Here is a 14,946-nt window from a genome sequence, read left to right as displayed (position 1 = left end):
TCTATCCCTTTATAACTATATTTACAAGCTTATTTGGCACATAAATTTCTTTTATAATCTCAGCTGAGCCAATCCACTTAGATGCAGCGATTTTGGCTTGATTTATAATCTCTTGGTCGCTTAAACTCTTATCTATCTCTATCTCGGCTCGTCTTTTGCCATTTATAGTGATAGCTAAATTTATAGTATCACTCTCAAAAACTTCACTTTTAAGCTCGATTTTTCTAAGATTTTTAAGCCCAAATAGCTCACTACTAAGCTCCCAAGATACATGTGGGATAATAGGCTCAAGCAAACTTAAAATTATATAATACCCCTCCGTCCATATATCTTTATTTTGTTGAGCATTTAAGGCATTTAGAGCCTCCATACAAGCAGCTATTAAGGTATTAAATGTAAAGCTACTCTCAAAAACATCGCTTGATTTTTTAAGTGCTTCATAGACTTTTAGCCTTGCGTATTTCTCATCTTTGTTTAAATTTGAGTGATTTATAGATGGGATTTGCTCTGTTTTATAGGCATTTACACTTCTATCATAAAGTCTATTTATAAACTTAAAAGCACCCTCAACAGCGCTATCATTCCACTCAAGCTCCTTTTGCGGTGGAGCTGCAAAAAGTATAAATAGCCTTGCAGTATCAGCACCATATCTATTAATAATCTCATCTGGATCAACCGTATTTCCCTTGCTTTTACTCATTTTAGCGCCGTCTTTTAAGACCATACCTTGAGTTAATAGACTAGCAAAAGGCTCACTATCACGCAAATAGCCAAGATCTCTTAAAACTTTTTGAAAAAATCTAGCGTATAAAAGATGAAGTATAGCGTGTTCTATCCCACCGATATATTGATCTACACTCATCCAATAATCAACACTTTTTTTATCAAAGGCTACTTTTTCCCAAGTTTTCTCATCACTTGCATATCTAGCAAAATACCAGCTACTTTCAAAAAATGTATCCATAGTATCGGTTTCTCTCTTAGCCTCACCACCGCATTTAGGGCATTTACATTTTTTGAAATTTGGATGCTTGTCTAGCGGATTTCCCTCACCTGTGATACTCACATCTTCAGGCAATAAAACAGGTAAATTCTCAATACTCTCGCACACAACTCCACATTTATCGCAATGCACTATAGGGATCGGCGCACCCCAATATCTCTGTCTAGAGATGCCCCAATCTCTTAATTTGTAGTTTGTAACCTCTTTACCGCTACTGCTATTTTCGAAGTAATTTATGATAGTTTTACTAGCCTCATCATAATCCATATTATTTATCATATCTGAATTTATATGCTTGCCACTCTTTTGAGTATATGGCAACTCATCGCACTCTATTATCTTTTTAATAGGTAGGTTAAATTTAATAGCAAACTCATAATCCCTCTCATCATGAGCAGGCACCGCCATCAAAGCCCCATGACCATACTCAGCTAAGACGAAATTCGCACACCATATCGGCACTAGATCTTTGGTTATCGGATGGATAGCATTAATGCCTAGATAGACCCCATCTTTATCGGCTATTTGGCGCTCTTTTGGACTTTGATTTAGCATAAATTTGATCTTATCTTTTATCTCTTTTGGGGTATTATCACTATTTAAAATCTTTTTTGTAAGGCTATGCTCTGGTGCTAAAGCACAATAACTAACCCCATAAATAGTATCAGCCCTAGTAGTAAAGACCATAAATCCATCTTCACTAGCAATCTCCTTGCTACGATCATCAAGCTTAAATTCAAACTCAAGCCCACTACTTTTACCTATCCAATTTTCTTGCATAGTGATAACTTGATTTGGCCATTTGCCATCTAAATCTTTTAAACACTCCAAAAGCTCATTAGCATAATCTGTGATTTTCAGATAATATCCTGGCATCTCTTTTTGGATTACATCGTGGCCACATCTCCAGCATTTGCCATCTTCTACTTGCTCATTTGCCAAAACTGTTTGGTCATTTTCACACCAATTTACCACAGCGGATTTGCGATATACCAAGCCTTTTTCATACATTTTTATGAAAAACTCTTGTTCCCATCTTGTATAGAGTGGATCACTAGTAGCTAATAAGCGATTTTTAGAAAAGCTTAACCCCAAGGTATCAAGCTCTTTTATCATATATTCTATATTTTCATATGTCCATTTTTTCGGATGAATTTTATGCTTTATAGCGGCATTTTCTGCTGGCATACCAAAGCTATCAAAACCCATTGGCTGAAGGACATTAAACCCCATATTTCTATAATACCTAGACAAGGCATCACCTATAGCGTAGTTTCGAACATGCCCCATGTGAAGTCTGCCACTAGGATATGGAAACATAGATAAAATATATTTTTTAGGCAAGCTATAATCATCTTTTGGCTCACTATAACCGCTATCTCTCCAAGCAGTTTGCCATTTATACTCTATATCTTTAGCTACATATTGCATTATCTATCCTTAAAATTCATCTCTAGTTTTATACGCTTCTATCAATATCAAAATAATAGAAAATATATTTGCCAAAATCGCACCTATAACTAGCGTATATACCATACTTTGACTATAGCCAGTTATTAGTAATACAAAAGCAGGAATTAGGTGTAAATCAGCCACCAATGAACTAGCAAAAAGCTCCGCTGCGAGCAAATTTCTCACTCCTACTTTCAATAGAGTTGAGATCAAATTTATACTAGCAGCGATAAACAAAGCCACAGCACTATCTTCAAACAAAAACCCAGCCGTAGTAGTCAAGCTCATAAGCGCAAAAAATGTAAATATAACCTTACCCCAATCCATATAAACTCCTTATAATCTACCTTTTTCATACATAGCGCGAATTTTCTCTTTCTCTTTTTTTCTTAGCTCCTTAGCAACAATCAACGCTCTATAACCCTCAACACTAAATCTAAACCAACTTAGCATAGGTGCTGCTATAAAAACCGAGCTTAGAGTGCCGATTAAAATTCCAATTATCATAATAGTAGAAAATCCATGTATCATATCTCCACCATAGAAAAATAGCGTAATCACCGCTAAAAGCGTAGTCACAGAAGTCATCAAAGTCCTAGAAAGAGTAAGCGATACAGACTCATTAATTACCCCAAATAACTCTATAAATTTACTCTCTCTAATCCTCTCTCTAATCCTATCAAATATAATAATAGTATCATTTAGAGAGTATCCTAAAACAGTTAAAACCGCCGCTAAGGTATCTAAATTCACATCAATACTAAGCAAACTAATAGCCCCAAGCACGATAACTACATCGTGAATTTCACTAAATATAGCTGCTATTGCAAATCTCCACTCAAACCTAATACCGATATAAACAAGTATCAAAATAAGCGAAACCGCAATAGCCATTATACCTTTTTGCCTTAATTCGCTACCGATTTTTGGCCCTACTACATCAACTCGGCGAATCTCAAATTCCCCACTACCTTTAAGCATATCAGCCACAAAATCCCCAGGATTATTGCCCAAACTATCACTAGTTGTGGTATATCTAATGGTGATTTCGCTAGCTGAACCAAACTCTGTGATACTAGCATTTTTCAAAATTTCATTACTAGCAAATTTCTGCCTAATCAAATCTATTGGCGCATCCTTATCATGATATTTAACCTGAATTAGCGTCCCACCAGCAAAGTCAATCCCATAATTTAACCCCTTGGTAAATAAAAGCGCAATAGAACCAAAAAACAGCACACCACTAAGAGCAAACATCACCCATCTAATGCTCATAAAATTATATATTTTACTCTTATCAAATATCTGCATTTTAGCCCCTTTTAATCCTATAACCAAACCACAGCACGCTACTACCCTTTTCTATCTTGCGACTTAAAAACTCAAACATCCCATGGGTACCTAAAATCGCCGTAAGCATAGAGGCTACAATACCTATACTCATAGTTACAGCAAAGCCCTTTACAGGTCCAGTGCCATAAGCATACAGAGCAGCTGAAGTTATAAGCGTGGTTAAATTCGAATCCACGATAGCGCTCATAGCGTTTTGATAGCCCTTTTGGATACAAGTGTGGATATTGTGACCCTCTTTTAAAAGCTCTCTAATGCGCTCATTTATAATCACATTGGCATCCACGGCCATACCGATAGTAAGCAAAATACCAGCCATACCAGGAAGTGTAAGCGTCGCACCAAATAGAGCCATAACCGCTATAAGTAGCACTATATTAACAACCAAAGCGATATTAGCCAAAACTCCAGCTAGACCATACACCATAACCATAAATATCAAAACCAAAATAGCACCCACAGATAGCGCCACCATACTTTGATCGATACTTTGCTGACCTAGACTTGGGCCTATGCTTCTTTTCTCTTCTAAATTCACAGGAGCTATCAATGCCCCGCTTCTTAAAGCTATAGCCACATCTCTAGCCTCTTCTACACTAAATCCACCACTTATCTGACCGCTTCCGCCGCCGATTCTCTCATTAATAGATGGAGCTGAATATACTCTATTATCTAATACTATAGCAAGTCTTTTACCTACATTTGCCCCAGTAAAATCCCCAAATATCTTAGCACCTTGAGCATTTAGAGTAAAATTTATAATTGGCATATTTGTTTGATTATCAAATGCCACCTTAGCATCTACTAGCATACTACCATCTAAAACAGGAATTTCATTAACTAAATACTTATATCTTGGATTTCTAGCATCGCTTAATAATAGATCTCCATAAGCTGCGGCCTCATCTTCGTTCATAGTTTGAGCCATATCTTGGCGTTTTTCATCTACTGCCATGAGCTGTAAATGCGCTGATTTGGCTATCAAATCCATAGCTCTTTGCTCATCGGCTGCATTTTTAATACCAGGAAGTTCAACTAAAATTTTATCTTCACCTTGCTTAATTACCGTAGGCTCAGCCAAGCCAAATTGATCTAAGCGATTTCTGATAGTCTCTACTGCTTGATCTACTGCGTATTTGGCTGTGTCGATCTTCTCTTGCGGGGTGAGTAAAATTCTGTAATTTAGCTCATCTTTTTGAATTTCAATACCACTGATTTTAGATAAAATTCCATCTAATTTCTTGATATCATCACTATCTAAAAGAGCTATACTAATCCCGCTCTCATCGGCTTTTAATCTATCTACTAAGATATCATTTTTATCAGTATCGTATTTAATAGCTGAAGCTATTGATTTAATTTTGGATATTAAGGCTGCGTCTGTTTGGACGCTTAATAGCATATATAAACCACCTTGTAAATCAAGCCCTAGGCTTACCTTTTTACCATTTTGACTATCAGTAAAGCTTGGTATAGAAAAAAATATACCAAACACTAAAGCAAGGATAAAAACTATAAGCCTATAAGTTACCCTACTTCTCATCACTTGACTCTATTTTGTCTAATTTTTTAGCGACAAAATTTCTATCAATGCGGACAATTACATCATCATTAAGCTTAACTTTGATAAAATCATCGTCTGGTTTTACCACTTCGCATACTAAGCCTCCATTTGTGATGATTTTATCACCTTTTTGGAGATTTGCTAGCATATTTTTATGCTCACGCTGCTGCTTTTGCTGTGGTCTAATAACCAAAAAATAGAATATTGCAAACAATACAACAAGAGGTAATAATGAAGTTAGCATTGAATTTTCTGCCATGTAAATCCTTTAAGAAAAAATTAGTTGCCTATTTTACATTAAAATTTATAATAAAAGGCTTTATAATCTCTATTTTGCTATCCCTTTTTATATTTTTGGATCTACTAAATTTAAAATACATAGCAAATTTAGGGCTTTTAAGTGCGATTATAGGCTTATATATCCTTTTAAAAAGCGATAGAAAAATTTGGTTTTGGAGTGGGTTTTTTATCGGATTATTTTGGTTTTATTGGATTAGTTTTAGTTTGATTTATTATAATTTTGGCTATCTTATACCTATTGAAATTTTGGGAATTTGCTTAATATATGGCTTTATATTTTTAGCTGTTAGTTGGCTAGAGAGTATCTATATCAAGGCTATTTTCTTGCTATTTGCTAGCTATGTGGCACCTTTTGGCTTTGATTGGTTGAATTTTGAATTGATATTTGTCGATACGATTTTTAAGCCTACTATTTATACTCTTGCTTTGGTGCTTATATCTATAATTATAGCTATTAAATTTAATATATATTTTGGTATCTCATTGCTTATTTGCTCTTTAGCGATTAATTACAACTATAAAACTGAGTCTAAAAGCCTTCCTTTTGATATCTCACTTATTAGCACAAATATTAGTCAAGATAAAATCTGGGAACGCTCTATAAAAGATAAAATTGTAAAAAGCAATCTTGATATGATTGATCAAGCTATAAGCGATGGCTCTAGAATTGTAGTTTTACCTGAGAGTTCATTTCCACTATTTTTAAATCATAGTGAAATTTTACTTAGCGTTTTAAAACAAAAATCATATCAAATCGCCATCGTAGCTGGAGCTCTAGGAGCTAATAATAATAAGATATATAATTCAACCTATCTTTTTGATAAAGGGGAAATAAAAAGACTTGACAAGCTAATATTAGTGCCATTTGGCGAAGAGATTCCACTTCCAAATTTTATTAAAAATTTAATAAATGAGATATTCTTTGATTCAGCCGTAGATTATAGTCATGCTAATAGCGTAAGTGATTATGAGATTGATGGGGTCAAGATACGAAATGCTATCTGCTATGAAGCTACCAAAGATGAGCTATTTAAGGATAATCCTAAATTTATGATAGCTATTAGCAATAATGCGTGGTTTAGCCCATCTACTCAGCCAAATTTACAAAGCAAACTACTAAAACTAAAAGCATATAAATACAAAACCACAATCTATCATAGTGTAAATGGTAGTCCAAGCCAGATGATTACTCCATAGTGACACTATGGGTAATATATTTGAATTTTTATCTGGTTTTTACTGAATTTCAGCTCACTTTTATAGGGTGGGGGTATAACGTTACGCGGATTTTATCCAAATTTATTATACAAGGATTTTTTTGACAAATATATTTAAATTTGGTGCTGCTGCCATAGCAGCTACAGCTATTTTAAGTAGCAGCGCAGCAGCACAAGGCGTATTTGTAGGGGTTGAAGGTGCATTATTGCAAAGTCAAGTCAAACTAGATGATATATACCCATCAGTACTTGATGACCCAAAAGATACCTCCGTTGAGCTTGGATTAAAAGGTGGTTATGACTTTGATGCTTTTAGAGTTTGGGGTGGCTACTCATATAGAACTAAAGGCAGCGAAGATTATAATATGAAAGATGGCGCAGATTTTATAAATGGTGAATTTAACTGGCAAACTCACAATATTTTAGTAGGAGCTGATTATACTCCATCATTAACAGATAGCTTTAAATTAGCTCTAGGTGCTTATACCGGTCTCTCAATTGTTAAGGGTGAATTCTCAGGCCAAGCAGAATATACTATAGATGGCGTTAAATATGGCATAGATAATGATCCGACAACTGGCACAGGTGCGCTATTTGGTCTAAAACTTGGTGGCATCTATGAAGTTATTGAAAATAATGAGATTGAATTTGGTATAAAAGGCGACTACCAAACAACTGGTATAGAAGATTATGATAACATACTTAACTATGGTGTATATGTAGGATATAACTATAAATTTTAATAAAATGGGCGAAGAAACTCGCCCTAATTTATACTTAAATTTACTCTAAATCTATCTAAATTTACAATTATGCACCAAGATATCTTTTGCGAATTTCATCGTTGCCTATCATATCTTTTGATACACCTTCCATAACGATATGGCCATTTTCTAATACATAGGTATAATCACTGGTTTTAAGCGCTAAAAATGCATTTTGCTCAACCAATAATATAGTAATACCCTCTTCTTTAAGCCTCTCAATAATATCAAAAACCTCGCCTACAATCTTAGGAGCTAGGCCAAGGCTAGGCTCATCAAGCATTAAAAGCTTTGGCTCACTCATTAAAGCTCTAGATATAGCTAACATTTGAGCTTCTCCACCGCTTAGAGTTCCAGCAAGTTGATCACGCTTTTGCTTAAGCCTTGGAAATAGATCATACATAGTCTCTTTTAAATGCTCATAGTTTTCATCATTATTAAAAGCACCCATTTTAAGATTTTCTTCTACGGTTAAGTTTATAAATACTCTTCTACCTTCAGGCACCAAAGCAATTCCTTGCCTTACAAGTGTATGAGTTTTATGCCTACTAGTATCATATCCTAAGAAATTTATCTGGCCACTTCTTTTAACTGAGTTTATAAGTGCATTTAAGGTGCTACTCTTTCCAGCACCATTTGAGCCGATTAAGCTTACTATTTGACCAGTTTGCACAGAAAAGCTAATCCCCTTTACAGCCTCAATCATTCCATAATATACATGCAAATTTCCAACATCTATCATTGTATAAAATCCCCTAAATAAGCACTTATAACATCTTCGTGTTTTACCGCATCAGCTGGCGAGCCAGTAAAAATCACCCTACCATAATCAAGCACCAAAACCCTATCACAAAGATGATTTACAAATTTCATATCATGCTCAATTAATAAAATAGATAATCCATCAGTAGCCCTAAGATCAAATATTAAATTTGCTAACTCATCAGTCTCGCTAGGATTCATACCAGCTGCTGGTTCATCTAGTAAAAGTAGTTTTGGATTAGTTGCTAACGCTCTTGCTATCTCTACTTTGCGCTGCGTTCCGTAACTTAAGTTTTTAGCAAATTCATTAGCATATCTAGCAATACCTAAACGCTCTAAAATTCCCATAGCACACTCTTTGGCTATTCTTTCAGATTTAGCAAATCTACCAAGATGCAAACAAGCTTCTAAAAAACTATATTTTGTTGAGCTATTTAAGCCGATTAATACATTTTCTAAGACAGTAAGAGAACCAAAAAGACGAATATTTTGAAATGTTCTAGCAATACCTAAATTTACAATTTTATTTGGCTTAATTCCATTTAATATTTTGCCATCAAATTTGATCTCACCACTGCTTGGCTCATAGGCTCCAGTAATTATATTAAACATAGTAGTTTTTCCAGCCCCATTAGGCCCAATAAGCCCAAAAATCTCTCCACTTTTTACACCAAAGCTAGTCTCTTTGATAGCCTCTACACCACCAAAATTTTTACAAATTTTACTTAGTTCTAATATCATTTGCGTCTACCTCTAAATAGATCCCCTAGCTCCATCTGCCCCATAATACCCTTTCTAGCAAATAGCATTACAAAGATTAATACTAATGAGAATACAACCATTCTAAGCCCTGGGTAAGCCTCAGTTTGATAGCCAAAGATATTCATAGGCTCATCTAAAAATCTTAGCCACTCACTACCACCAATTACTAACACTGTACCAATAATAGCTCCAGTAGTACTACCAAGTCCGCCAAGCACTATGATAATAAGCAGTAAGAATGTAAACATAAATGTAAATTGATCAGGACTAACACTACCTAATAATCCAACTAGTAAAGCTCCACCCATACCTTCAAAAAATGCACTTACACAAAACGCTGTAGTCTTAGTAGCAAAGGTATTAATCCCCATCGCAATAGCTGCGTCTTCATCATCTCTTACGGCCTTCATAGCTCGGCCAAATTTAGAATATACTAAATTTAAAATTACAACAGTAGCAAAAATAGCCAGTCCACCACTATAAAAAATATTTGTAAAACGGCTTAAATCTCCATTACTATCTACTCTCATAACCTCATTTAAGCCAATTGAACCATTTGTAAAGGCAGGAAAATTTACAGCTAAAAGTTGAATTATAAAACCAAACCCCAAAGTAACAATAGCTAAATAATCACCCCTAACTCTAAATACAGGCATAGCAAGCAGTAAAGCTAAAAGTGTAGCACAAACACCACTGATAAACATTGCTAAAATAAAATTACTAGTATAAATAGCTAAGATAATATTTGATGGCTCAGCTGCATCAAATTGATATAGCTTAGAATCAGCATTAAGAAGCAAAATAGCAGCTACATAAGCCCCAACAGCCACAAACCCATTTGGCTCAAGACTAAATTGTCCAGTAACTCCATTTATAAGATTATAGCTAATAGCAAGAGTAATAAATATAGCAATATTATTTACAATTCCTAAACTATACTCGCCTAGATACGCATCACAAAAAAATAAAAACCCAATTGCTAAAATAACAGCTAACCAAAATTTAAATCTACTTGCCATCTAAAACCTACTCTTTTCAAAATTATATCCCAAAATTCCAGTTGGTTTAAATAGTAAAACCAAAATCAAAAAGATAAATGCAAAAGCATCTTTAAACCCTGCAAGATCTGGAAATAGTGCCACAGCAACAACCTCTGTAAATCCAATAATAAATCCGCCAAGCACAGCTCCGCCAACGCTACCAATACCGCCAAGCACCGCAGCGGCAAAAGCCTTAAGCCCAATTAATACGCCCATTAATGGATCGATACTAGGATAATTAATAGCCCAAAATACACCGCCAATGGCAGCAAGAGATGAACCAAGTCCAAAAACAATAGATATGATTAAATTTGCATCAATTCCCATTAAATTAACTGTACTAATATCAAAAGCAAGCGCTCTAATTGCTATGCCATATTTTGTTTTATAAAGCACATACAACACTATCATTAATAAAAATATTGTAATTACTGGTACAAAAATAGCACTAACTGGCAATGTAATCGCACCAATACTTACTACTTGTTCAAAAAACTCAGGTACATTAAATGATCTAGGTGTGCCACCAAACACTACTTGAAACACATTTTCAAGTAAAAAACTAATACCAATAGCTGTAATTAATAGTGAAATTCTAGGAGCTGAGCGAAGTGGTTTATAAGCAATCTTATCAGTACAAACACCAAGAAGTGCCGATACAACAACTGCAAAAAGTAAAGCAAATCCAAAAGGAAGTGCCATACTAGTCATACAAAACAAAGCCACATATGCCCCAACCATCATAATATCGCCATGAGCAAAATTAATAAGCCTTAAAACACCATAAACCATAGTATAGCCAATAGCTATCAAAGCATACATGGAACCAAGACTAAAACCATTTACCATCTGCTGTAAAAATAGAGTAATATCCATAAATTTCCTTCTGCATAAACCTAATATTGTGCCAAAAACTACTAAACTCTAAGTAAATTTATTCATTTCTTAAGGTAGTTAAAATATCTACATTACTAGCTTTTTTGGCTGGATAATATGATGATAGCAAAACAATTACTATCGCACCAATCAAAATCATTGCTAAATCACTTAAAGCTAACTCCATTGGTAATTTTGAGCTTCCATAAACATCAGCAGGTAAATTTACTATATCAAAGCTACCTAGCAACCACACTCCAAAAAGCCCCAAAATAAGACCAAAAATTATCCCACTTCCTCCAATTACGACACCTTGAACAAAAAAGCTTTTTTTAATCTCGCTTTTACTAGCACCAAGTGCAAGCAAAAGAGCAATCTCTTGACGACGATTCATCACAGTCATAAGAAGTGAGCTAATAATATTTAAACTAGCTACCAAAATAATAAGCATTAAAACAATAAAAAGCGCCCTTTTTTCTAACTCCAAAGCACTAAAAAAATTGCCATTTTGTTCCCACCATCCGATGGCTCTTTGACCTGGGGATAGATTTTGATTTAATTTGACAATATCACTCTTTGGATTATCTGAGTAGATATGAATTCCATCATATCTACCACTTTCATAGCCTAAAATTTTAGCCAAAGCATTAACATCTGTATAAGAATAAGCCTTATCATATGCGATTAATCCGGAGCTAAAATTAGCTACATAATTAAATCTTTTCATTGTTGGCATAGATACTAATCCGCCAGCACTAAGCTGCATAAATAGCATAGTAACCTTCTCATTAAGCGAAAGGGCAAAATCATCAGCAATTCCCTTGCCAAGAAGAATTTCAAAACCACTTGGAGTAGTATTGCTAAGTGCCTCTTTTACCACAGAGTTTATCTGTTTTTCATAATCAAAATTTACTCCAAACAATAGACCGCCTTCAAGCTTATTGCCATGTTTTACAATAGCTTGAGTAGAGATATATGGGCTAAATTTAAGCTCTTTAAACTGCTCTTTAAGCCTGATTACATCGCTATCATCAATAGAGCCTTTCATATAGCTTATAATCGTGATTGGATAGTTCATAGTAAATAGCTTACGCTCAAATTCTTTATCAAAACCATTCATTATAGCCATAGCAATTATAAGCACCATAAGCCCAACACTAACCCCCAAAAAAGCTAAAATCGCCGATAGTGTGATAAATGGCTGAGACTTATCAAATCGTAGATATTTAAATAGCAGATACTTAACCACTAGGCAAAGACTCCGATTTTTGGCCCACTCTTACCACAACACTCTTTATATTTTAATCCGCTACCGCAAGGGCAAGGCGAGTTGCGAGATGGTTTTTTAGCGGTTTTTAGGCTCTCTTTTGGCGTTTCTATATCTTTAGATTTTGGCCCTTGCGATGGCTCTTCTATTTTGAATTTAACCACCTGTAAGGCTCTTGCACTCTCTGTTTTAAGCTTACTCACAAGCTCCATAAATAGATTATAACTCTCTTTTTTATACTCTGTTAGGGGATCTTTTTGGTTATAACCTCTAAGGCCGATTCCTGTTTTTAAGATATCCATTTGATATAGATGCTCTCTCCAAGCAGCATCTAAAATTTGAAGATATAGCAATTTTTCAATCCCTTTTCTTTGTTCAATATCTATTTGCGACATCTTTAGCTCATAATCAGCAGCCAATTTATCTATAATCAATCCTTTAAGCTCATTAAAATCAAGCCCTTTAAGCTCATTTGGATCAATATCAATTAGACTATTTTCTTTTACCACAAGAGCTAATCTATTCGTATCAAAATCTTCGCTTAACCCACCTTCTATAACATCAGCCTCGCTTAACATCATTAATACTAAATCTTCTCTATTTGAGATTATTTTCTCTTTAAGATCGCTATTTGGGTCTAGTAGCTCATCTCTATATTTATATATAGTTTTTCTCTGTTCATTTGCTACATCATCATACTCTAAGACATGCTTTCTACTCTCAAAATGCAAGCTCTCTACTTTCTTTTGAGCATTCTCTACAGCACGAGTAACTAGCCTACTCTCTATACTCTCACCCTCTTCTATACCTAGTCTTTCCATAATAGCTTTTATCTTATCACTACCAAATATCCTAAGGAGATTATCTTCTAAACTTAGATAGAATCTACTAACACCAGGATCACCTTGACGCCCAGCACGGCCCCTTAATTGATTATCTATACGGCGGCTCTCGTGCCTTTCTGTGCCTATAATATATAACCCACCAAGCGCTCTAACCTCATCATCGATTCTGATATCCACGCCACGACCAGCCATATTAGTTGCAATAGTTACAGCACCTTTAGCACCTGCTTCGGCAATGATTTGCGCCTCTTTTTCATGGTTTTTAGCATTTAATACAGAGTGAGCTATACGCTCTTTGACTAGCATTTTGTGAAATACTTCACTCTTTTCGATACTTGCAGTACCTACTAGCACTGGCTGACCTTTAGCATTTGCTATTTTTATCTCTTCTATTACAGCTTTAAATTTCTCATTTTCACTCTTATATATTAAATCATCTTTATCAACTCTTTTAATTGGTAGATTAGTTGGGATAGAGATTACATCTAAGTTATAAATTTGAGAAAATTCCGTAGCTTCGGTTTGGGCTGTCCCTGTCATACCAGCTATTTTGTCATACATTCTAAAATAGTTTTGAAATGTTATATCGGCTAAGGTTTGGCTCTCTTCTTGAATTTTCACACCCTCTTTGGCCTCTAAGGCTTGATGAAGACCTTCACTAAATCTCCTACCTTCGCTAAGTCTGCCTGTAAATTCATCCACAATCACAACCCCAGAATCACGCACCACATAATGGACATCTTTCTCAAAAAGATTATGAGCTTTTAAGGCTTGGTCTAGATGATGGCTTAAAATAGCATTATCTAAATTGTATAAATTCTCAACCCCAAAAAGCTTTTCAGCCTTAGCAATCCCGGCTTCAGTTATCATTATGGTTCTATTTTTTTCATCTACAATAAAATCCCCCGTAGGCTTATCTTGCGGTGTGGCTGCTGGCTCTCCTCTTTTCATAGCTCTTGCTACCTCATCAGCTTTTATATACCCATCTAATGTGCGATTAGTAGGCCCTGAGATAATCAATGGAGTTCTAGCCTCATCTATTAAGATACTATCAACCTCATCTACAATTACAAAATTATGCTCTCTTTGCACCTTGCTAGATAGTTCAAATTTCATATTATCACGCAGATAATCAAAGCCAAATTCATTATTTGTACCATATGTAATATCAGCATCATATGAGGCTTTACGCTTTGTATCATCATACTCGCCACCTACTATAATACCAACACTAAGGCCTAAAAAATTATATATAGCACTCATTTGCGTAGCATCTCTTTTGGCTAGATAGTCATTTACAGTTACTACATGAACCCCTTTTTTATCCATTGCGTTTAAAACAACTGGTAAGGTTGCTACAAGAGTTTTGCCCTCACCAGTTTTCATCTCTGCAATCTTGCCTTCATTTAAAACCATACCGCCTATTAGTTGCACATCAAAGTGTCTCATATTTAGCGTTCTTTTTGACACCTCTCTAACAATAGCAAAAACATCATTTAATATGCTATCTTTAGTAACCTTGCCATCTATTAAAGAGCTTTGCAAAGTAATAAATTCGCCCCTTAATTCATCATCACTTAAGGCTTCATATTTTGATTCTAAGGCATTAATTTTGGCTACTCTTTTATAATATTTTTTAATCTCTTTATCATTTTTAGTTCCAAATATTTTTCTAGCTATGAATGAAAGCATATTATATCCTGTAGTTAAAATAAGTCGCTATTTTATCTAAAAATCCCTTAAA

The 14,946-nt window shown here is 34.9% G+C and carries 13 protein-coding genes; 2 read left to right on the top strand and 11 right to left on the bottom strand.

What is annotated here, in order from left to right; all coding sequences use genetic code 11:
• Nucleotide 1 precedes the first annotated feature (1 nt).
• Genes leuS through yajC form a run of 5 tightly spaced genes read right to left on the bottom strand, consistent with a single transcriptional unit; the run spans nt 2 to nt 5,628 of the window.
• Nucleotides 2–2,434, bottom strand: a complete 2,433-nt coding sequence (gene leuS, locus CIGNP91_RS04030) for a leucine--tRNA ligase (RefSeq protein ID WP_086253448.1) — start codon at nt 2,432–2,434, stop codon at nt 2–4.
• Between the two features lie 9 nt (nt 2,435–2,443).
• Entirely contained in the window at nt 2,444–2,782 is a 339-nt protein-coding gene (locus CIGNP91_RS04025; protein WP_086226273.1) for a DUF6394 family protein, read from the bottom strand.
• Between the two features lie 9 nt (nt 2,783–2,791).
• Nucleotides 2,792–3,766, bottom strand: a complete 975-nt coding sequence (gene secF, locus CIGNP91_RS04020; RefSeq protein WP_086253447.1) for a protein translocase subunit SecF — start codon at nt 3,764–3,766, stop codon at nt 2,792–2,794.
• Nucleotide 3,767: 1 nt separating this feature from the next.
• On the bottom strand, nt 3,768–5,351 hold the full coding sequence (secD, locus tag CIGNP91_RS04015) for a protein translocase subunit SecD (protein ID WP_086234672.1): 1,584 nt from the start codon (nt 5,349–5,351) through the stop codon (nt 3,768–3,770).
• Nucleotides 5,338–5,628 carry a preprotein translocase subunit YajC gene (gene yajC / locus CIGNP91_RS04010; RefSeq protein WP_086234673.1) on the bottom strand — a complete coding sequence of 97 codons (291 nt, stop codon included), beginning with the start codon at nt 5,626–5,628 and terminating at the stop codon, nt 5,338–5,340. Before yajC ends, secD begins: the two co-directional genes overlap by 14 nt.
• On the opposite strand from yajC, the gene CIGNP91_RS04005 reads away from it, so the two are divergent.
• Both CIGNP91_RS04005 and CIGNP91_RS04000 read left to right on the top strand, forming a co-directional pair.
• Nucleotides 5,601–6,866, top strand: coding sequence for an apolipoprotein N-acyltransferase (locus CIGNP91_RS04005; protein ID WP_086253446.1), 1,266 nt, complete (start codon nt 5,601–5,603; stop codon nt 6,864–6,866). The two genes, yajC and CIGNP91_RS04005, sit on opposite strands and share 28 nt — an antisense overlap.
• A 121-nt stretch (nt 6,867–6,987) precedes the next feature.
• On the top strand, nt 6,988–7,629 hold the full coding sequence (locus CIGNP91_RS04000; RefSeq protein WP_086253445.1) for an outer membrane beta-barrel protein: 642 nt from the start codon (nt 6,988–6,990) through the stop codon (nt 7,627–7,629).
• Between the two features lie 67 nt (nt 7,630–7,696).
• Here the strand turns inward: CIGNP91_RS04000 and CIGNP91_RS03995 are convergent, their stop codons facing one another.
• From CIGNP91_RS03995 to secA, 6 genes are read right to left on the bottom strand one after another with little or no spacing between them, the layout of a single operon-like run.
• Entirely contained in the window at nt 7,697–8,392 is a 696-nt protein-coding gene (locus CIGNP91_RS03995; RefSeq protein WP_086226282.1) for an ABC transporter ATP-binding protein, read from the bottom strand.
• Nucleotides 8,389–9,153, bottom strand: coding sequence for an ABC transporter ATP-binding protein (locus tag CIGNP91_RS03990; RefSeq protein WP_086232728.1), 765 nt, complete (start codon nt 9,151–9,153; stop codon nt 8,389–8,391). The genes CIGNP91_RS03995 and CIGNP91_RS03990 overlap by 4 nt, the downstream gene beginning before the upstream one ends.
• Nucleotides 9,150–10,193 carry a branched-chain amino acid ABC transporter permease gene (locus tag CIGNP91_RS03985; RefSeq protein ID WP_086226284.1) on the bottom strand — a complete coding sequence of 348 codons (1,044 nt, stop codon included), beginning with the start codon at nt 10,191–10,193 and terminating at the stop codon, nt 9,150–9,152. The genes CIGNP91_RS03990 and CIGNP91_RS03985 overlap by 4 nt, the downstream gene beginning before the upstream one ends.
• Complete coding sequence (locus CIGNP91_RS03980; RefSeq protein WP_086224817.1) at nt 10,194–11,090, bottom strand: branched-chain amino acid ABC transporter permease; 897 nt, start codon at nt 11,088–11,090, stop codon at nt 10,194–10,196.
• A gap of 58 nt (nt 11,091–11,148) precedes the next feature.
• On the bottom strand, nt 11,149–12,339 hold the full coding sequence (locus tag CIGNP91_RS03975; RefSeq protein ID WP_086253444.1) for an ABC transporter permease: 1,191 nt from the start codon (nt 12,337–12,339) through the stop codon (nt 11,149–11,151).
• Nucleotides 12,339–14,894: a preprotein translocase subunit SecA gene (gene secA / locus CIGNP91_RS03970; protein WP_086253443.1), complete on the bottom strand. Its 2,556-nt coding sequence runs from the start codon at nt 14,892–14,894 to the stop codon at nt 12,339–12,341. Before secA ends, CIGNP91_RS03975 begins: the two co-directional genes overlap by 1 nt.
• Nucleotides 14,895–14,946 lie beyond the last annotated feature (52 nt).

Origin of the sequence: Campylobacter sp. P091, assembly GCF_002138935.1 — a bacterium.
Lineage (GTDB): Bacteria > Campylobacterota > Campylobacteria > Campylobacterales > Campylobacteraceae > Campylobacter > Campylobacter devanensis.
This window is presented reverse-complemented; position numbering and strand designations above follow the sequence as displayed.